Genomic DNA, 19,009 nt, shown 5'->3' on the forward strand with positions numbered 1-19,009 from the left:
TCACTCTTCGGCAGTCCTGGGCGCTTGGCTCAGGGCCGGCCGATGAAGAGATAGACGACGGTGCTGCCCTTTGGCGCATAGCCCAGGGCCAGATACAGCGGGCCTAAACCCGTGTCGGCGCCCACAAACAGGCTGGCCGCCGGGCGCAGATCGCGGGGCTTGAGGGGGTCGCTGCGCTTCCAGGCATTGCCCAGCTCCAAGGAGCCGCCCAGGAAAAATCCGCGGGCGAACAAGGGGTTGTCGCGCAGGCGCTGGTAATAGCTGGCGCGGCCGAACAGCAAGGTGTCGCCGACCAACTGGCCCGGCTGATAACCCGATAGCAGCTGGAAGCCGCCGAGCGAGAAGGGGCCTTGGGCCGAGTCTTCCGGCTGAATTGCCAGCAAGCCGCGGGTGTGCAGATTGAGGGTGTGCACGCCCCAGCTGCGCACCCAGGTGGCCTGCATTTCGGCCCGCTGGAAATCGGCGTTACGTACATCGCCGCCGGACTGTTTGCCGCCGATGCCTTCGAGCAAGAGGCGGTAGCCGCTGAGCGGGAAGTTGGCAAAGTCCAGCTGGTCCACCACCAGGCGCAGGCGCAGGCCGGTTTCATGCCAAGGCGTTTCAATCCGCGCGTCCGGCAGGTCGATGGTCATCAGCTTGACGCTATTGCGCCAGGTCTGGTGCTTGAGCCCTAAGCGGAGTTCTCCCAGGCTGCCCCAGGGCTGGCCGAGGTCGAAACCCAGGGTGGCGGATTGGCGCTGCAGCCGGGCCGCGGCGATGTCCGAGGTCTCGCGGTAGATGGTGAAGTTGTGGCGTTCCAACTCGCCCCAGCCGGACACAAACCAGTCGTTGGAGCGGCCCAGCTGAAAGCTCAGCGGCTGATAGATCTCGCTGAAGAGGCGGGGCGTTTGCCCGATGGTGAGCTGGTTGCGCCATTCGGTGCCGGTGGGGGTGAGCCAATGCCGGTTGTGCGAGATGCGCAGATTGAAGGCGCTTTCGCCGTCCAGGTCGGTGCTCAGATCCAGACCGATGCGGAAGTAGTTGGGGCCCCAGAACTTGTCGTCCATGGTGAAGACCAGGGCGTCGCCGCCGGGGCGGCCCTCCACGTGGTAATCCACCCGCTCGTAGTCTCCCGAGGAGGCCAGAAAGCGCGAGTCGCGCTCGGCGCGTTCGGTGTTGAAGACTTGGCCCGGGGCGGATTCCAGCTGGGCCTTGAAGCGCTCCGGGTGGGTCAGCTCGGTGCCGGCAAATTCAATGCTCTTGATTTGCGGGTCGGACTTCGTGATCTGGATGCGGCTGAGCTGCCAGGCGGCGTAGGCCTCGGGCGCCAGGGCCAATTCGTGCAGCTGCGGCAGCATGGCTTCGGCGGCGGCGGCGCCGGCTTGGATGAAGTCTTTGCTGCGCTCGAAGTCGCCGGCGCCGAGTTGATCCAGCCGTGGCGTGATCAGAATATCGGTCTGCAGCAAGGCGGCCAGGCTGTGCTGCACATTCTGTTCGGTCAGGATATTGATCATCTGCCCGGTCAGGCCCAGCAAAGACGTCAGCGCTTTGCGCCCCGCCAAGGGCGTGCCCACATTGACCGCGATGAGGCGGCGCGCGCCCATGCGCCAGGCCACGTCGACTGGCAAGTTGTTGACCAAGGCGCCATCGCCCAACAGGCGCTCGTTCACCTCGATGGGGGCGAACACCGCCGGCACGCTCATGCTCGAGCGCATGGCCAGCGCCAAGTCGCCGTCACCCAGCACGGCCTGCGCGCCGGTTTCCATATCGGTGGCCACAGCGCGGAAGGGCGTGGGCAGCTGATCGAAATTGCTGATGTGGCGCACTGGCATGGTTAAGCGGCGCAGCAAGATCTCCAGGCCGCGGCTCGACAGCGTGCTTTGCGGCAGGCGAATCTCGCCGTCCCGCATGCCCAGCTCGACGGCGGCGGAGAACTCGAAGTCTTCCTCTTTGCGGCGTTGCGAGAGCAGTTGGCGATCCACTCGCCCCGCGAAGATATTGCCCCAGACCACTTGCAGCAACTCGCGCTCAAGGTCGGTGGCGCTCATGCCGCTGGCGTAGAGACCGCCGATGATGGCGCCCATCGAGGTGCCGGCAATCACGTCGACGGGGATGCGCTCGCGCTCCAGCACTTTGAGCACGCCCACATGGGCCAGGCCACGGGCGCCGCCGCCGGAGAGCACTAGGCCGATTTTGTTGGGGTTGCTTTCGGGCTCTGACTGTGCCGCTGCCGGCAAAGCCACCAAGACACAAATCGAAGCCAGCCAGCCGAAGCGGCGCAGAAACACTTTAGCCGCCACCTTCGTCCAGGTCTTGCATCAAGGTGTCGACGGCGCGCTGCACCAAGCTGCTTTCATCCAGGATGGTGATCAGGCCGTTGGCCAGCAGCTTCTCGATCGCGCCGCGGGTGAGTGAGCGGCGCTCCTCGGGGTCTTGGCCGACCAGCAAATAGAACTGCTTGCTCTCGCTGACCCAGGCGACCTGGGCGGTCAGCCATTCGCCCTGGCTGAACAGGTGGTACCAATTGCCCACCTGCAGGCCTTCCATCCAGGCCGCCACTGCTGCCTTGGCCAGTGCGGAAGCGGGTTGGTCGTAAAGCTGCACCGGCACGGTAGGCAACTGGCCACGGTCGACCTTGGTATTGGTCCAGTGATCGGGTTGGCGTGATTCACGCTCTTCCAGCAAGCGGGTCAGCTGCGCTTCCGGCGTTGGCGCCTGATGGCCATCGCCTTGTGGCACGGCTTGTGGTGGCAACTTGTAGCCAGGCGGCAGGGCGGGCAGGCCACGCAGGATGCGGCCGTGCAGTTGCATCAACTCTTGCAGCACCGGGTCGCTGGCACTTTGAGCCAGGCCAATGCTGTCGCAACCTTTGCGGAAGCCATCGACCAGCGCGGGCAATTTTTGGCGCAGGGCGATGCGGTCCGCCTCGGCGGGCAGTTCGCGCAGACTGTCGAGCAGGCGATCCACCCATTCGATCCAAGCGGCCACTGGCTCGGCCTCGGGGCCATGGGTCACCATGGCTTGGGTGATGACCTTGGGCCATTGGGTCTGCAGAAAAAGCAGCAGGCGTGGGCCCAGCGGTGCGCCAACGATTTGGGCGCGGATTTGCTCGTTCAGCAGCTGCAGCCATTCACTGCGGCTTTGCTCGCGCTCCAGCGAGGCCAGGGCTTGAACGCTGCCCTTGCTGCGCTGTTGCACCTGGGTGCTGATGTGGGCATCGACATGGTCCAGCACCGTTTGAAACAAGGCGGCGCTGATCGTCGGGCTGTCGATCAGCAGCGGCAACTCGCGGTCCATGAACTGCAAAAAGGTCTGCAGCGCTTCGTCATCGGGGCGCTCAAACGCCATGCCGTGGGCGGCCACGCGATTGAGCAGGCGCCAGGTTGGGTGGTCTTGGCGGTGCAGCAGGCTGGTGTCGGTGCGAGACAAACGCACCACGGCCACCTGCAGGCGGGCCAGCAGGGCCTTCAGTGGCGGCAGCAGGCGAGGGTCGGCCAGGATTTGTTCGTACAGCCGGCTCAGCAGATCGCGGCCGCCGACCTTGATGAATACAGGCTCTGCGGCGGCGCTGCCGTCCAGGCCGGCGGCCTGGGTATTGCGTTGATGCACGCGCCGCGCCAGCCCGTCCAAGGTGGCAGGCTCGGTGATGCGGCGGGCTTCGATGAAGCGCAGGTCCGCGTTCTTGTCCTGGATATTGGAGGCGTGGCTGATCAGCAGGTCACCGACCTCGGCGGCGCGCAACTTGGCGCACAGCTGCGCGTAGAGCCGATGCAGTCCTTCGGCCAGCGGCGTGGCAGCGGCCTGCATCAGGCCGTAGCGGCGCTCGGCATCGAAATCAAAGCTGGAAAACGCGGCCAGCAAGGCCTGGGCAAACAGGCCCGGGCGCAGCGGGTTGTCGTTCTTGCGCGCGCGCGCAGTGCCACGCAGGGCGGCGAAGAAGTTGCCGAGCTGGTGCAGCTCCGGCAGGCAGTGCTGCTCTACCGTGGTGATCACGTGGGCGATGGCCACGTCTTGCAGGGCCTGGCGTTCATCCACCAGGCTCAAGCTGTTCAGGCTGGCCAGGGACGGCGCTTGCAAAGGCGCGTCGCTGATATTGCGGGGGGCCAGCAGGGTGCGCAGCGAGGACTCGAAGTCCGCCATGAAGCTGTGCTGCAAACGCCGCCAGGGGTCTTGCAGCAAGAAGTGTTGCGGCTTGGCCTTGAGTTCATCCTGGATGCTATTCAACAGCGCACGACTCAAGCCCGGCAGCTGCGCGTGGGCTTCTTCCAGGATGTCGTTCAGGGTGATTGCGGGCATGAATCGGCTTGGGCGAGTAAGCGTGCATTATGGCGGCGGCCAGCGCCGCGCCGGGCTTGCTTCGTTGCTCATCCCCCTGATCAGGTGGCAAAGCGTTGGCGGGCGCGGGCATAAAAAAAGGGCCGCATTGCTGCGGCCCTTCTTGGCAATCAGTGCTGAGGGTCAGGTCTTGCTGCAAGCAGCCCGACCTGGCCCTGGCGCTGAATTTACATGCCCATATCGCCCATGCCGCCCATGCCGCCCATGCCACCAGGCATGCCGCCGCCGGCTGCTTCGTCCTTCGGTGTTTCTGCGACCATGCACTCGGTCGTCAGCATCAGCGAAGCGACGGAAGCGGCGTTCTGCAGAGCAGTACGTGTCACCTTGGTCGGGTCCAGGATACCCATTTCGATCATGTCGCCGTAGGTGTCGTTGGCAGCGTTGAAGCCGTAGTTGCCCGAACCGTTCAGCACGGCGTTGACAACGACCGAAGCCTCGCCACCGGCGTTGAAGACGATTTCGCGCAGGGGCGCTTCGATGGCGCGCAGCACCAGCTTGATGCCGGCGTCCTGATCGGCGTTGGCGCCTTCAATCTTGCCTGCAGCTTGCTTGGCACGCAGCAGAGCCACGCCACCACCGGCCACGATGCCTTCTTCCACAGCAGCGCGGGTAGCGTGCAGGGCGTCTTCAACGCGGGCCTTCTTTTCCTTCATTTCGACTTCGGTGGCAGCGCCAACCTTGATCAGTGCAACGCCGCCGGCCAGCTTGGCCACGCGCTCTTGCAGCTTTTCACGGTCGTAGTCGCTGGTCGCTTCTTCGATCTGGATGCGCACTTGCTTGACGCGAGCTTCGATGTCAGCAGCAGCGCCGACGCCGTCGATGATGGTGGTGTTTTCCTTGCCCACTTCGACGCGCTTGGCTTGGCCCAGATCGGCCAGAGTGACCTTCTCCAGAGTCAGGCCGACTTCTTCGGCGATGACCTTGCCGCCCGTCAGGATGGCGATGTCTTCCAGCATGGCCTTGCGGCGGTCGCCGAAGCCAGGCGCCTTGACGGCCACAACCTTCAGGATGCCGCGGATGGTGTTGACCACCAGAGTTGCCAGCGCTTCGCCGTCAACATCTTCAGCAATGATCAGCAGCGGGCGGCCCGACTTGGCCACTTGCTCCAGCGTGGGCAGCAGGTCACGGATGTTGGAGATCTTCTTGTCGTACAGCAGCACGAAAGGATTGTCCAGCAGCGAGGCTTGCTTCTCAGGGTTGTTGATGAAGTAAGGGCTCAGGTAGCCGCGGTCGAATTGCATGCCTTCGACGACGTCCAGCTCGTTGTCCAGCGACTTGCCGTCTTCGACGGTGATGACGCCTTCCTTGCCGACCTTGTCCATCGCGTCAGCAATGATCTTGCCGATCGACTCGTCGCTATTGGCCGAGATCGAGCCAACTTGAGCGATTTCCTTGGACGTGGTGGTGGCCTTCGAAGCCTTCTTCAGCTCGGCGACCAGGGCTGTCACAGCCTTGTCGATGCCGCGCTTCAGGTCCATCGGGTTCATGCCGGCGGCCACGTACTTCATGCCTTCGCGCACGATGGCTTGAGCCAGCACGGTGGCAGTGGTGGTGCCGTCACCGGCGTTGTCAGAAGTCTTGGAAGCAACTTCCTTGACCATCTGCGCGCCCATGTTCTGCAGCTTGTCTTTCAGCTCAATTTCCTTGGCCACGGACACACCGTCCTTGGTCACGGTCGGGGCGCCGTACGAGCGCTCCAGCACCACATTGCGGCCCTTGGGGCCCAGGGTCACCTTGACCGCATTGGCCAAGATGTTCACGCCTTCAACCATGCGTGCGCGGGCTTCGCCGCCGAAAACTACGTCTTTTGCTGCCATGGAAATTTCTCCGAAATTTGGGTGTGCGGAGAGCCTGGAATACGGGCTCTTACTTGCACAAAAAACTCTAGTCAGTTGGGGACAGAGCAGCCCCTGAGTACAGGGTCAGGTCTGTCCCGCAAATCACTTATTTTTCAACAACGGCGAAGAGGTCTTCTTCGCGCATCACGAGGAGTTCGTTACCGTCGACCTTGACGGTCTGGACGCTGTACTTGCCGAACAGAACGCGGTCACCGACCTTGACGTTCAGGGCGATCAGGTCGCCACGGTCGTTGCGCTTGCCGTTACCGACGGCCAGCACTTCGCCTTGGTCCGGCTTCTCAGCGGCGGCGTCAGGGATGAAGATGCCCGAGGCAGTCTTGGTTTCTTGTTCGAGGCGCTTAACGATCACGCGATCGTGCAGAGGACGCAGGTTCATCACATCTCCTTGAGATATTGGTCAGGGCTGACAACAAAGCAACAGCCGAGAAAAGTCTCGGCTGCGCTGAATTTTGAGTCGTTAGCACTCACGGGGTGCGAGTGCTAGCAATCGAATTATAGGGGCGAGAGTTGTCAATTCAAGACCCACCCTTGGCGCAGTGGGCGTTTGCCGGGCGGGGAGCTGCGATCAGGTCTGGGCTTAAAAGTGTCGGGGCACCAGCGCGGGCTGATTCTGGCTGCTGGAATTTTGGGTAGGTGATCGAGTGGAGTTGGGTGTGGGCCTCGCTTCTGGGGCGAAGGCGGATGCGTTTGTGTTCGTTCACCAAGTTTGCGCAGCTGCGGTGCCTTGGTGATAACGCATTTGCCAACCGTCTCCAACCCGAATCCAGATGGAGGAACGCAAGGTGTGGCGTACCAAGGAACCATCCGCTTGACGATGAGCGGCTCGGTAGGTGAGTAAGGCAACGCCGGCCTGCAACTCTGTTGCGACGTAGTTGTCAGCGACCACTTCTACAGGCACTGACTCGCTGAGCAGCATGTCGACCATGGCTGCACGGTTCCAGTGGCGCCCGGACCGGCCAACTTCTTCAAAGTCGGCATGAAGCAATGCGTTGATTCTTGAAGCGCTTTTTCGAACGCCCGGAAGATGCAACTCGCCTTCGAGTTGGGAAAGGGTGCGAACTAGCGTGTCGGCCGACATCTGGGTTCCTCTAGTGGCTACTCTTGAGCGCTAAAGGTTACCGTCTTGCTAGGCTGCTTTCGGCCTTCAACAGGCGCAGTTGGCGCAAGTAGCTCAGGCAAATGGCTGCCCAGGCTTGAATGCCCCGGCCGCGAAGCCGGGGCATTGCTCTTTAGTCGCGCAGCGACTTCAAGCGGTTGACCCGCAAGGCCAGCAAGGTGCAGGCGGCACCCGACAGCAAATAGAGGCTAACGGCGCCCAGGCCGAAGCGCGCCGACAAGGCCAGCGCCACCAGGGGGGCAAAGGCGGCGCCGATCAGCCAAGCCAGGTCGGCCGTCAGGGCGGCGCCGGTGTAGCGGAAGCGGGGCAGGAAGTTGGAGGTCACCGCGCCGGCGGCCTGACCATAGGACAGGCCCAGCAGTACAAAGCCGACCAGGATGAAGCTGTCTTGGCCCGCCGTGCCGCCGCCCAGCAGCCAGGGTGTCAGCAGGCTGAACAGGCCGATCACGGTGGCCAAGCTGCCCAGGAAGCTGCGCCGGCCCATGCGGTCGGCGATCAGGCCTGAGATCGGCATGGCGGCGGCTGCCAGCAGGGCGCCGCCGATCTGCACGCTGAGGAATTCGCCCATGGTCTGCGCGGAGTACAGCGACACCCAGGACAGCGGGAACACCGTCACCAAATGGAAGAGCGCGTAGCTGGCCAGGCTGGCGAAGGCGCCGATGGCGATGTTCTCGCCTTGCTGGCTGAGCAGTTCGCGCACGCTGCAGGGCTCCAGTTCGCGGGCTTCGAGTTCGCGCTCGTACTCGTGCGTGAGCACCAGGCGCAGGCGGGCGAACAAGGCCACCACATTGATGGCGAAGGCGGCGAAAAAGGGGTAGCGCCAGCCCCAGCTGAAGAAGTCAGCGCCGTCCAGATTGGCCCACAGGTAAGCAAACAAGCCGGCTGCGATCACAAAACCCAGCGGTGCACCCAGTTGACCCAGCATGGCGTACCAGCCGCGCTTGCCTTCCGGCGCATTCATGGCCAGCAGCGAGGGTAGGCCGTCCCAGGAGCCGCCCAGCGCCAGGCCTTGGCCGATGCGGAAGATGGCCAGCAGGACGATGGCGCTGCCGCCGATGGCGGTGTAGCTGGGCAGCATCGCCATGCCGGCGGTGGAGCTGCCTAACAGGAAGAGCGCCAGGGTCATCTTGGTGCTGCGGCCGAAGTGCTTTTGCACCTGCATGCCCAGCACCGTGCCGATCGGCCGCACCATAAAGGCCAGGGCCAGTAGGGCGAAGGCGTAAAGCGTGCCGTCCAATCGGCTGGCAAAGGGGAAGAACACGGCCGGGAAGACCAGAACCGAGGCGATGCCGAAGACGAAGAAGTCGAAGTACTCCGACGCGCGGCCGATGATGACGCCGACGGCGATATCACCCGGGGCGACCGAGCTGGCTTCTTGGGAATTGCTGGCCGGTTGGCCGGCAGGGAGCGGGTAGGCGGCTGAGCTGTTCATGTCGATTGGGAAGGTAGCTGGGAGAAAACCCTCTTACGAGAGCGGCGGGACCCCTAGGACAAAATGTCCAATCGTTGACCTAGCTCAATCAGGATACATTCCGGCCGGGTACGCAATGGCGTTTTCCCGCCTTTTCTGGTAACTACCAATGACTCCCGTCCCCTCCCCAAAATTGACTCAGGCCGGTCCCACAGGTCTGAAGCGGCTCGGCGTGCTGGCTGCAACGCTGCCTCTGGCGGCCTGCAATATGGTGGTGATGAAGCCTTCGGGCGACATCGCGCAGCAGCAAGCTCAGCTGATCATCACTTCCACGCTGCTGATGTTGCTGATCATCGTGCCGGTGATCTTCCTGACCCTGTTCTTTGCCTGGCGCTACCGCCAAGCCAACCGGGCCGCCACGTACAAGCCGGACTGGGATCATTCCACCAAGCTGGAGTTGCTGATCTGGGGCGCGCCCTTGCTGATCATCATCGCACTTGGCGCCATCACCTGGATCAGCACCCACAAGCTGGACCCCTATCGCCCGCTGGATCGCATCGCGCCCGGCCGCCCGGTGGCCGCTGATGTGAAGCCGCTGGTGGTGGAGGTGGTGGCGCTGGACTGGAAATGGCTGTTCCTTTACCCGGAGCAGGGCATTGCCACCGTCAACGAGCTGGCTGCCCCGCTGGACCGCCCGATTCAATTCAAGCTGACCGCCTCCACGGTGATGAACAGCTTCTACATCCCGGCGCTGGCAGGTCAGATCTACACCATGCCCGGCATGCAGACGCAGTTGCACGCGGTCATCAACAAGCCGGGCGTCTTCGACGGCTTCTCGGCCAATTACAGCGGCGCCGGCTTCTCGCATATGCGCTTTAAGTTCCATGGGCTGTCGCACGAAGACTTCGATGTCTGGGTCGCCAAGAACAAGGCCGAGGGTGTGCTGCTGAGCCGCAGCGTTTATCAGCAGCTTGAGCAGCCCAGCGGCCGTGAGCCGGTGCGCCGCTACGCCGAGGTGGAGCAGGGCCTGTATCAGGCCATCCTGAACCGCTGCGTGGATACCAACAAGATGTGCATGGGCCAGATGATGGCCATCGACGCCGCGGGCGGCACCGGCAAGGGCGGGGTGGACGGCGTGCGCCGCCAAGCCTGGCGTGACGGCGAACGCAGCGTGGTCGCCGCCATGTGCACCCCGCAAAACCTCGATCAGTACCTGCCTGCGGCCAACGCCAGCCGCAGCGCACAGCCCTGATTCGCCGGGCTGCCGGCCGCCGTGTCACCGACACAGCGGCCAGCGGCCCGCAATGCTAGAACTCCGAGAGAAGCCCATGCTTGACTCCCCCAACACCTCAACATCGCTGCTTTTTGGTCGCCTCAGCTGGGCCGCCATTCCGCACGATCCCATCATCCTCGGCACCTTTGTCATGGTGATCCTGGGCGGCCTCGGCCTGACCGGCGCGATGACCTACTACCGCGCCTGGGGCCCCTTGTGGCGCAATTGGTTGACCAGCATCGACCACAAAAAGATCGGCATCATGTACATCGTGCTGGCGATCGTCATGCTGCTGCGCGGCTTTGCCGACGCCATCATGATGCGCGCCCACCAAGCCATCGCCTTCGGTGACAACGCCGGTTTCCTGCCGCCGCACCACTACGACCAGATCTTCACCGCCCACGGCGTGATCATGATCTTCTTTGTGGCCATGCCTTTTGTGACCGGCTTCATGAACTATGTGGTGCCGCTGCAGATCGGTGCCCGCGATGTGGCCTTCCCCTTCCTGAATAACTTCAGCTTCTGGATGACGGCCAGCGGCGCCGTGCTGATCATGGCCTCGCTGTTCATCGGCGAGTTTGCTGCGACCGGCTGGCTGGCTTACCCGCCGCTGTCGGGCATTTTGGGTAGCCCGAGTGTGGGGGTGGATTACTACATCTGGTCACTGCAGCTCGCGGGGGTGGGCACGACGCTATCGGGCATCAACCTGATTGCCACCATCGTCAAGATGCGTGCACCCGGTATGACGCTGATGAAGATGCCCGTCTTCACCTGGACCTCGCTGTGCACCAACGTGCTGATCGTGGCGGCCTTCCCGGTGCTGACCGCTGTGCTGGTCTTGTTGAGCTTGGACCGTTATCTCGGCACCAACTTCTTCACCAACGACATGGGCGGCAACGCCATGATGTATGTGAACCTGATCTGGATCTGGGGTCACCCCGAGGTTTACATCCTGATCTTGCCCGCCTTCGGCATCTTCTCGGAAGTGGTGTCTACGTTCAGCCGTAAGCGCCTGTTCGGCTATGCCTCAATGGTTTATGCCACCGTGGTCATCACGATTCTGTCCTACCTGGTGTGGTTGCATCACTTCTTCACCATGGGCTCGGGCGCCAGCGTGAATGCCTTCTTCGGCATCACCACCATGATCATCTCCATCCCCACGGGGGCGAAGATCTTCAACTGGCTGTTCACCATGTATCGTGGCCGCATCGAGTTTGATGTGCCCATGCTGTGGACCATGGGCTTCATGGTCACCTTCGTGATCGGTGGCATGACGGGTGTGCTGCTGGCGGTGCCGCCGGCTGACTTCGTGCTGCACAACAGCTTGTTCCTGATTGCCCACTTCCACAACGTCATCATCGGCGGCGTGCTGTTCGGCATGATGGCCGGCATCAGCTACTGGTTCCCCAAGGCCTTCGGCTACAAGCTCGACCCGTTCTGGGGCAAGTGCTCGTTCTGGTTCTGGCTGGTGGGCTTCTACCTCGCCTTCATGCCGCTGTATGTGCTGGGCCTGATGGGTGTGACTCGCCGCATGAGCCACTTCGATGACCCGTCGCTGCAGATCTGGTTCCAGGTTGCCGCACTCGGCGCCGTGCTGATCGCCATTGGCATCGCCAGCTTCCTGATCCAGTTGGTGGTGAGCTACCGCAACCGTGAAGCTCTGCGCGACCACACGGGCGACCCATGGGGTGGCCGCACGCTGGAGTGGTCCACCGCTTCGCCGCCGCCGGACTACAACTTCGCCTTCACGCCCATCGTGCATGAGCTCGATGCTTGGCATGACATGAAGCAGCGCGGCGCGGTGCGCCCGACCAGCGGCTTTATGGAAATCCATATGCCCAAGAACACCTCGGCAGGCATCATCTTGGCCGGCTTGGCCACGGTCTGCGGCTTTGCCCTGGTCTGGCAGATTTGGTGGTTGGTGATCGTCAGCTTCGTCGCCGTGTTGGCGGCAACTATCAAGCACACCTTCAACTACAAGCGCGATTTCTACATCCCCGCGGATGAAGTCAAGCGCTGTGAAGACGCCCGCAGCAAGGCCCTGGCGGCTCTTGCCTGAAGCCAGGAATTAGCGAGACTGAAACGATGAGTTCAAACATCCTCACCGCCGACGCGGTCACGGGCGCCCCGCGCTTCTTTGACACCGAAGGCAAGCATCATCCGCAGCAAGGCACGCTGCTGGGCTTCTGGCTCTATCTGATGAGCGACTGCCTGATCTTTGCCGTGCTGTTCGCCGTCTACGCCGTGCTGGGCCGCAGTTATGCGGCCGGCCCCTCGGGCGCGGATCTGTTCAGCCTGCCCCTGGTGGCGGCGGGTACGGCAGCGCTGCTGCTGTCCTCCATCACCTACGGCATGGCCATGATTGCCATGCAGCATGGCCGCATCAAGGGCGTGCTGACCTGGCTGGCCATCACCGGCTTGTTCGGTCTGGCCTTCCTGGGCCTGGAGCTGTATGAGTTCCACCACCTGATCCATGAAGGTGCGGGCCCGCAGCGCAGCGCCTTCTTGTCGGCCTTCTTTGCCCTGGTGGGCACCCACGGCTTGCACGTCACCTTCGGCCTGGTGTGGCTGGTGGTGCTGATGCTACAAGTCAAGAAGCTGGGCCTGACGGTGGAAAACAAGCGCCGCCTGATGTGCTTGTCGATGTTCTGGCACTTCTTGGACGTGGTCTGGATCGGTGTCTTCACCTTTGTTTATCTGATGGGAGTGATGCCATGAGCGCGCAGCATCAACATGAGGGTCACGCTGACCACGATCACGATCACGATCACGATCACGGCCATGACGACGACGGCGGCTACCACGCCACCGTGCGCGGCTATGTGATTGGCTTCTTGCTGTCGGTCATCCTGACCGCCATCCCCTTCTGGCTGGTGATGGGCAAGGTCTTGCCGACATCGGGCATGACCGGGCTGGTCATCATGGGCTTTGCGGCGGTGCAGATCGTCGTCCACATGGTGTACTTCCTGCACATGAACGCCAAGGTCGAAGGCGGCTGGTCCATGCTGGCGCTGATCTTCACGCTGGTGATGGTGCTGATTCTGTTGGTCGGCTCGATCTGGGTCATGCACCATATGAACGCCAATATGATGCCCACCCACAGCATGGGCGAGGCGCGCATCGCGCCTTGATGCCCGTGAGCCAAAACCCAGCCAACAGCCAACACGCGGGTGCCGAACAGCCCCGCGCTGCGCGGCCGCGCTGGGTGGTGGCTTTTGTGCTTGTGCTGGCCGGCCTGCTTTGCGCAGGCTTTTTCGCGCTTGGCAATTGGCAGCTGCAGCGGCTGAGCTGGAAGCAGGCGCTGATCAATCGCATCAGCCAGGCTCAGCAGGCGGCGCCCGTGCCTGCGCCATCAGCCGCGCAATGGACGCAGTGGCCGCTGGCGCAGCAGCAAGCGCTGGAATATCACCGCGTCCGGCTGCAAGGGCGTTTTGCCCATGAGCTGGAAACCCTGGTGCGTGCCAGCACCGAGCTGGGTACGGGCTCCTGGGTGCTGACCCCGATGGCTGTTGAGCTTGAGGGGCAGCCGCGCGGCTGGGTGATCGTCAACCGTGGCTATGTGGGCGCGGATCAAGTGGCGCCCGCTAGCCGGCCGGCACCCGTGGCGACGACTGAGTTGCAAACGGTGGTCGGCTTGCTGCGCCTGAGTGAGCCCGTCGGCAGCCTGCTGCAAAAGAACCAGCCCGAGCAGGCACGCTGGTATTCACGCGATGTGGCGGCCATTGCCCAGGCTCGTGGCCTGAGCGGTGATGTGGCTCCCTTCTTCGTGGATGCGGTGGCTGCGCCCGAGCAGCCCGAGTGGCCGCGTGCCGGCCTGACCGTCTTGAGCTTCAAGAACAACCATCTGGTCTATGCCATCACCTGGTTTGGGCTGGCCTTGATGGTGCTGGGCGCGGCGGCTTTTCTCGCTCGTACAGAATGGCGGCTGAGACAAGCACGCCATGCCGACTGACCCCCGCGCCACCTCCCGTCAAGAAGAAGCTGCCGCCGCGCCTGAGAATCTGGCCGGGCGGCGCAATCTGTTGCAGCTGATCCAGCTGCGCTGGCTGGCCGTGGCCGGGCAATTGGCCACCATCCTGACCGCCGAGCTGCTGCTGCAAGAGCGGCTGCCGCTGCGCGAGATGCTCATCCTGCTGGCTGGCCTGGCCTTGTTCAACGCCGCCTGCTGGCTGCGCTTGCTGCGGGCGCGCGGCACCATCCACAACGGCGAGTTGTTGGCGGGCCTGGTGGTGGATGTGCTGGTGCTGAGCGCGCAGCTCTACTTCAGCGGCGGTGTCGGTAACCCCTTCATCTTTCTGTATTTGTTGCAGCTGGCCGTCGGCGCCATGCTGCTGCGGCCGCGCTATATCTGGGCCATGGTGGGTTTGACCTGCGCCTGCTTCTTGGTGCTGACGGTCTGGCACCGCCCGCTGAGCCTGCCGGATATGGGCCTGCAATCTCTCTCGGTGCATTACATCGGCGGCCTGCTGGTCTGCTTCATGTTGAACGCGACGCTGCTGGTGATCTTCATTCACCGCATCGGCCGGAATTTGCGCCAGCGCGACAGCCATCTGGCCGATCTGCGTCAACGCGCCGCGGAAGACGAACACATCATCCGCATGGGCTTGCTGGCCAGCGGCGCGGCGCATGAGCTGGGCACGCCCTTGGCCACTTTGTCGGTGATTCTGGGCGACTGGTCGCGCATGGCGCCTTTCGCCGCCGACCCCGAGCTGCGCGAGGAAATCGAGGAGATGCAGTTCCAGCTGACCCGCTGCAAGTCCATCGTCACCGGCATCTTGTTGGCGGCCGGTGAGTCGCGCGGCGAGGCACCCGGTCAAACCACGCTGCATGCGTTTCTGGACGGCATGGTGGCCGAGTGGCGCGAAACCCGGCCTGGCCAGCAGCTGAGCTACGAGCGCCGCGACACGCCCGACCTTGCCATCATCTCCGACACCGCCCTCAAACAGATGCTGGCCAATGTGCTGGACAACGCGCTGGAAGCCGCGCCCCAGCAGCCCATCGCCCTGCAGGTGCGCTGCGCCGACGAATGGCTGACGCTCTTGGTCTGCGACCAGGGGCCGGGTTTTGCCCCCGAGATCCTGGCGAATTTCGGCAAGCCCTATCACTCCAGCAAAGGCCGGCCCGGCAGCGGCCTGGGCCTCTTCTTGTCGGTCAATGTGGCGCGCACCCTGGGCGGGCATATCGAAGCCCGCAACCGGCCGCAGGGCGGCGCCGAGGTGCAAATCAGCCTACCGCTGGCAGCTTTGAGCTGGCGTGAAACAATTGGCCATGCCTGATCCACTCTCTGCCGCTACACCCGCTGCTGGTAATGCCGCTGCTGGTAATGCCGCTGCTGGTAATGCCGCTGGCGCCCCGCTGGCCGCACCCCAAGAGCAGCCCTTGCTGCTGATCGTCGAAGACGACGATGCCTTTGCCCGCACCCTGATCCGCTCCTTCGAGCGGCGCGGTTATCGGGTGCTGCGCGCTGCTGATCTGGCCCAGATGCAGGCCTTGCTGGCCCAGCACAAGCCGGGATTCGCGGTGGTGGACCTCAAGCTGGCCAGTGGCGACTCCGGCCTGGCCTGCGTGCAAGCCCTGCATGGCCACAACCCGCAGATGCTGATCGTGGTGCTGACCGGCTACGCCAGCATTGCCACCGCCGTGGAGGCCATCAAGCTCGGCGCCCGCCATTACCTCGCCAAGCCCGCCAATACCGATGACATCGAGGCCGCCTTTGCGCGCGCCCAAGGGGATGTGGAGGTAGAACTGACCGAGCGCACCACCTCCATCAAAACGCTGGAGTGGGAGCACATCCACGAGACCCTGGCCGCCACCGGCTTCAATATCTCGGAAGCAGCCCGCCGCCTGGGCCTGCATCGCCGTACCCTGGCGCGTAAGCTTGAAAAGCAGCGGGTTAAGTGATGGGCTTGGCCCCATCGGATTGAACGTTAGCCGTGCGTCTCGCTCAAGGTTTTGTGTGAATTGCGCTGGCGCCAGGGGCGGCCGACCTTGAATACAGCGATGCTTGCCATGTGCGCCGGCCTTCCGCGCGGCATTTGTGTTGCTCTGGCGCTCCTGGCTTATGGGCGTTTAGCGGCCACAAATCTGGCCGCTTTGCCGAAGCACGCACAATGCGCGCATCGAATCTTGGCCTGCCATGAGTAAATCCGCCCACCGCTTGCACGAAATCGATCTGTTGCCTGGCATCGCCCTAGCATGGTCGCTGCTCTTCCGCTTCCTGACGCGCGCGCCGCAAGCGGGCTGGATGAGCCATGTGGATGCCACCCAGGCGGTGGCAGCAATGCGTGCCCGTGGCCTCGCAAAGGCCAGCCGTGCCTGATCGCCAGTCGCCCCAGCCGCCCCCGCCTCCCGTTTTGCCCATGTACGCCCAATTTTTCGGCCTCAAACAAGAACCGTTTTCCATCGCGCCCGACCCGCACTACCTCTTCATGAGCGAGCGGCATCGCGAGGCTTTGGCGCATCTGCTTTACGGCCTGCGCGGTGGCGGGGGCTTTGTGCTGCTGACCGGGGAGATTGGCGCGGGGAAGACCACGGTGTGCCGCTGCTTCCTCGAGCAGATTCCGAAGAAGTGCAATGTGGCCTATGTCTTCAACCCCAAGCTGACGGCGCTGGAGTTGCTGCAGACCATTGCCGAGGAGTTCCACATCCGGCCGCGCGACAGTGCTCCCGCCGCAGGGGAGGGCATCAAGCAACTGGTCGATGCCATCAACGAGTTTTTGCTGCGCACCCATGCGGTCGGCATGAACAATGTCTTGATCATCGACGAGGCCCAGCTGCTGTCCACCGAGGTGCTGGAGCAGCTGCGCCTGTTGACCAATCTGGAAACCCGCGAGCGCAAGCTGCTGCAAATCATCCTGATCGGCCAGCCCGAGTTGCGCGGCATGCTGGCCGCGCCCGAACTGGAACAGCTGGCGCAGCGGGTGATCGCGCGCTTCCATCTGCCGGCCTTGTCGGCCGCCGAGACGGGGCAATACATCAAGCACCGCCTGACCGTGGCCGGCCTGCGCGGCAGCTCGCCGTTTGAGGGCAAGCTGCGTGAGCGGATTCACCAGCTTTCGCGCGGCGTGCCACGGCGCATCAATTTGCTCTGCGACCGCGCCTTGCTGGGGGCCTATTCACAGGGCCAGAGCAAGGTCAGTGTGACCACGCTGAACCGGGCTGCCGAGGAGGTGTTTGGTGGCGAGGCCGCTGCGTTTACCTCAGGTTCAGCGGCAGCAGGGCAGCAGCTGCCTCAGCGCCTCTGGATGGCGGTGGGCCTGCTGGTCTTGGCGACGGTGCTGGTCGTGCTGTGGCTACGCGCCCAAACTGCGGCCGAACCCAAGCCGGCCGCACCCGTGGTGCACAAGGCCGTGGCGGCATCCTCGCCGCTCGCGGCAGCCAGCGCAGTGCCTCGCCTGGTAGCCGCCAGCGCGCCAGCCGTCTCGGCCGCTTCCGCACCGGCTTCAGCCGTGGCCTTGGCGTCAACCAGTCCGACGACGCCTGCCGCGCCCCTGCAAGCCGGGGAAGCTTGGCAGGCCTTGGGCCGCCTATGGCAGTTTGAGGGTGACTTGCGCGAGGCCAGCGATCCCTGCGCCGCTTTGCAAGCCGCGCAGCTGCAATGCTTTTACAGCCGCGACGGCGGCCTGGCCTTGCTGCGCTTGCTGGGCCGGCCAAGCTTGCTAAGTCTGGCCGCGGATGCCGGGCAAGCGCCGCGTTATGCCTTGCTGCTGAGCCTGGGCTCACAAACGGCCACGCTGCAGATGGCGGGCGGCATCACGCAGCGGATCAGCCTGATTCAGCTCAGCCGCATCTGGCGGGGCGAGTTCATCACCTTGTGGCGCGCCCCGGCCAGCCTGGACGGGGCTGCGGCCAGCTTCAACGGCAATAGCGCCGCACTCACTTGGTTGGATCAGCAGCTCAGCCAAGCCTTGGGCGAGGCACCGCGTGAGCTGTCGGCCAAGGCTGGCGGCAAAGCCAATGCGCCCGCCGTCCAGCGCTTGGACGCTGCCTTGCGCGCCAAGGTGGCACGCTTCCAGCGCAGCCAGGGCTTGCCCAGCGATGGTTGGCCCGGTCCGATCACTGTGATGCAACTGAACAGGGTCGGCGCCGTGCCCGAGCCGCAATTGCAAGGGCCGTAAGGCACTCGCCCACGAACGAACTGTCTATCGATCGAACGAACGAGCGACCCATTTAGCCATGTCCTACATCCTTGATGCCTTGCGGCGCGCCGAGTCAGAACGCGAGCGTGAACGCAGCGCGGTGCCCACCTTGCACGCCCAGACCGTCGGCGCCCATTTGAACCAGCAGGACGATGAGGAGGCCAGCTCGGCCGGCCTGGCACGCTGGCGCTTGGCCGCGGCAGCTGTGCTGGCATTGGGGGCGCTGGCCTTGTTGGGCTTTGGGCTGCGCAGCTGGTTGAGCGCGCCGCCACCCCAGCCGGCGCCGGCGCCCTTGGTGGCTGCCGGCAATGCGGCGATGCCAAGCGCGAACATGGCGCCAGCCGTTCCAGTCTCGCCTGCCGTGGCGTCGTCGATGCCGGCCGACAGCGTGCCAGAGCCATCGCCTCAAATTACCCCCCAGCCTTCAGCTGCTGCAGCGCCAACGGTGCTTGCTGCAATACCGCCGCAGACCACCGTGCTGCCGCCGCAAGCCCGCAATTTGCCCGCCGCAGCAGCGCCATTCCCTGCACCCGTGCTGGCTCAGCCAACGGTGATCCCACCCGTGGCCACAGCGCCAATCCAAACCAAGCCCCAGCCGGTCAGCGCCAAGCCAGCGCCGCCCAGCAGCCCGGTCCTTGCACCAGCCCAAATGCCCGCAGCCAATGCCGCGCCGCCGGCCCTGGCCAGCTTGCCTGAATCGCTTCGGCGAGAATTGCCGCCCCTGGTGGCGGGCGGGGCCATGTATTCCGACACGCCCGCCAATCGCATGCTCATCATTAACGGCCAGCTTTGGCATGAGGGCGACAAAGTGACGCCGGATGTGACGCTGGAGCAAATCAAGCTCAAGGGCGCGGTCCTGTCCTACAAGGGCCAACGTTTTTCCATTAATTTCTGACC

The 19,009-nt window shown here is 63.8% G+C and carries 16 protein-coding genes; 10 read left to right on the forward strand and 6 right to left on the reverse strand.

What is annotated here, in order from left to right; translation table 11 throughout:
- Positions 1-29 precede the first annotated feature (29 nt).
- The 6 genes from AT984_RS01320 to AT984_RS01340 all read right to left on the reverse strand — a co-directional run bounded on the left by AT984_RS01320 (position 30) and on the right by AT984_RS01340 (position 8,722).
- Complete coding sequence (locus tag AT984_RS01320; RefSeq protein WP_231741496.1) at positions 30-2,267, reverse strand: patatin-like phospholipase family protein; 2,238 nt, start codon at positions 2,265-2,267, stop codon at positions 30-32.
- Between the two features lies 1 nt (position 2,268).
- Entirely contained in the window at positions 2,269-4,275 is a 2,007-nt protein-coding gene (locus tag AT984_RS01325) for a DUF1631 family protein (RefSeq protein WP_058718567.1), read from the reverse strand.
- A gap of 206 nt (positions 4,276-4,481) precedes the next feature.
- Positions 4,482-6,131: a chaperonin GroEL gene (gene groL / locus AT984_RS01330; RefSeq protein WP_058718568.1), complete on the reverse strand. Its 1,650-nt coding sequence runs from the start codon at positions 6,129-6,131 to the stop codon at positions 4,482-4,484.
- A gap of 127 nt (positions 6,132-6,258) precedes the next feature.
- Positions 6,259-6,549, reverse strand: a complete 291-nt coding sequence (locus tag AT984_RS01335) for a co-chaperone GroES (protein ID WP_058718569.1) — start codon at positions 6,547-6,549, stop codon at positions 6,259-6,261.
- Between the two features lie 321 nt (positions 6,550-6,870).
- Positions 6,871-7,251 carry a nuclear transport factor 2 family protein gene (locus tag AT984_RS22295; RefSeq protein ID WP_082679696.1) on the reverse strand — a complete coding sequence of 127 codons (381 nt, stop codon included), beginning with the start codon at positions 7,249-7,251 and terminating at the stop codon, positions 6,871-6,873.
- A 151-nt stretch (positions 7,252-7,402) separates the two neighbouring features.
- Entirely contained in the window at positions 7,403-8,722 is a 1,320-nt protein-coding gene (locus tag AT984_RS01340) for an MFS transporter (RefSeq protein ID WP_058718570.1), read from the reverse strand.
- A gap of 256 nt (positions 8,723-8,978) precedes the next feature.
- On the opposite strand from AT984_RS01340, the gene cyoA reads away from it, so the two are divergent.
- The 10 genes from cyoA (at position 8,979) to AT984_RS01390 (ending at position 19,007) form a co-directional block, all read left to right on the forward strand.
- Entirely contained in the window at positions 8,979-9,953 is a 975-nt protein-coding gene (gene cyoA / locus AT984_RS01345; protein ID WP_231741689.1) for a ubiquinol oxidase subunit II, read from the forward strand.
- 76 nt (positions 9,954-10,029) lie between these two features.
- On the forward strand, positions 10,030-12,033 hold the full coding sequence (gene cyoB / locus AT984_RS01350; RefSeq protein WP_058718572.1) for a cytochrome o ubiquinol oxidase subunit I: 2,004 nt from the start codon (positions 10,030-10,032) through the stop codon (positions 12,031-12,033).
- Between the two features lie 26 nt (positions 12,034-12,059).
- Positions 12,060-12,692, forward strand: a complete 633-nt coding sequence (gene cyoC / locus AT984_RS01355) for a cytochrome o ubiquinol oxidase subunit III (protein ID WP_058718573.1) — start codon at positions 12,060-12,062, stop codon at positions 12,690-12,692.
- Complete coding sequence (gene cyoD / locus AT984_RS01360) at positions 12,689-13,105, forward strand: cytochrome o ubiquinol oxidase subunit IV (RefSeq protein WP_058718574.1); 417 nt, start codon at positions 12,689-12,691, stop codon at positions 13,103-13,105. Before cyoC ends, cyoD begins: the two co-directional genes overlap by 4 nt.
- 5 nt (positions 13,106-13,110) lie before the next feature.
- The gene (locus tag AT984_RS01365) at positions 13,111-13,926 is read left to right on the forward strand and encodes an SURF1 family protein (protein ID WP_442952160.1); all 816 of its coding nucleotides are present in this window, start codon (positions 13,111-13,113) and stop codon (positions 13,924-13,926) included.
- Positions 13,916-15,250 (forward strand): ATP-binding protein, encoded by a 1,335-nt coding sequence (locus tag AT984_RS01370; RefSeq protein WP_058718575.1) that lies wholly within the window; start codon positions 13,916-13,918, stop codon positions 15,248-15,250. The genes AT984_RS01365 and AT984_RS01370 overlap by 11 nt, the downstream gene beginning before the upstream one ends.
- Entirely contained in the window at positions 15,243-15,875 is a 633-nt protein-coding gene (locus tag AT984_RS01375) for a response regulator transcription factor (protein WP_082680273.1), read from the forward strand. Before AT984_RS01370 ends, AT984_RS01375 begins: the two co-directional genes overlap by 8 nt.
- A 235-nt stretch (positions 15,876-16,110) precedes the next feature.
- A complete protein-coding gene (locus AT984_RS01380; RefSeq protein WP_058718576.1) occupies positions 16,111-16,293 on the forward strand; it encodes a hypothetical protein in 183 nt (60 codons plus the stop codon).
- 40 nt (positions 16,294-16,333) lie between these two features.
- Positions 16,334-18,091 carry an ExeA family protein gene (locus AT984_RS01385; RefSeq protein WP_058718577.1) on the forward strand — a complete coding sequence of 586 codons (1,758 nt, stop codon included), beginning with the start codon at positions 16,334-16,336 and terminating at the stop codon, positions 18,089-18,091.
- Between the two features lie 58 nt (positions 18,092-18,149).
- Positions 18,150-19,007: a general secretion pathway protein GspB gene (locus AT984_RS01390; RefSeq protein WP_058718578.1), complete on the forward strand. Its 858-nt coding sequence runs from the start codon at positions 18,150-18,152 to the stop codon at positions 19,005-19,007.
- Positions 19,008-19,009: the final 2 nt, after the last annotated feature.

Origin of the sequence: Paucibacter sp. KCTC 42545 (genome assembly GCF_001477625.1) — a bacterium.
Taxonomy (GTDB): domain Bacteria; phylum Pseudomonadota; class Gammaproteobacteria; order Burkholderiales; family Burkholderiaceae_C; genus Paucibacter_A.

Bases quoted from the DNA above. Each gene is read 5' to 3' on its own strand.
- AT984_RS01325 (WP_058718567.1), bottom strand. From the start codon at position 4,275: ATGCCCGCAATCACCCTGAACGACATCCTGGAAGAAGCCCACGCGCAG.
- groL (WP_058718568.1), bottom strand. From the start codon at position 6,131: ATGGCAGCAAAAGACGTAGTTTTCGGCGGCGAAGCCCGCGCACGCATG.
- AT984_RS01335 (WP_058718569.1), bottom strand. From the start codon at position 6,549: ATGAACCTGCGTCCTCTGCACGATCGCGTGATCGTTAAGCGCCTCGAA.
- AT984_RS22295 (WP_082679696.1), bottom strand. From the start codon at position 7,251: ATGTCGGCCGACACGCTAGTTCGCACCCTTTCCCAACTCGAAGGCGAG.
- AT984_RS01340 (WP_058718570.1), bottom strand. From the start codon at position 8,722: ATGAACAGCTCAGCCGCCTACCCGCTCCCTGCCGGCCAACCGGCCAGC.
- cyoA (WP_231741689.1), top strand. From the start codon at position 8,979: ATGAAGCCTTCGGGCGACATCGCGCAGCAGCAAGCTCAGCTGATCATC.
- cyoB (WP_058718572.1), top strand. From the start codon at position 10,030: ATGCTTGACTCCCCCAACACCTCAACATCGCTGCTTTTTGGTCGCCTC.
- cyoC (WP_058718573.1), top strand. From the start codon at position 12,060: ATGAGTTCAAACATCCTCACCGCCGACGCGGTCACGGGCGCCCCGCGC.
- cyoD (WP_058718574.1), top strand. From the start codon at position 12,689: ATGAGCGCGCAGCATCAACATGAGGGTCACGCTGACCACGATCACGAT.
- AT984_RS01370 (WP_058718575.1), top strand. From the start codon at position 13,916: ATGCCGACTGACCCCCGCGCCACCTCCCGTCAAGAAGAAGCTGCCGCC.
- AT984_RS01375 (WP_082680273.1), top strand. From the start codon at position 15,243: ATGCCTGATCCACTCTCTGCCGCTACACCCGCTGCTGGTAATGCCGCT.
- AT984_RS01380 (WP_058718576.1), top strand. From the start codon at position 16,111: ATGAGTAAATCCGCCCACCGCTTGCACGAAATCGATCTGTTGCCTGGC.
- AT984_RS01385 (WP_058718577.1), top strand. From the start codon at position 16,334: ATGTACGCCCAATTTTTCGGCCTCAAACAAGAACCGTTTTCCATCGCG.
- AT984_RS01390 (WP_058718578.1), top strand. From the start codon at position 18,150: ATGTCCTACATCCTTGATGCCTTGCGGCGCGCCGAGTCAGAACGCGAG.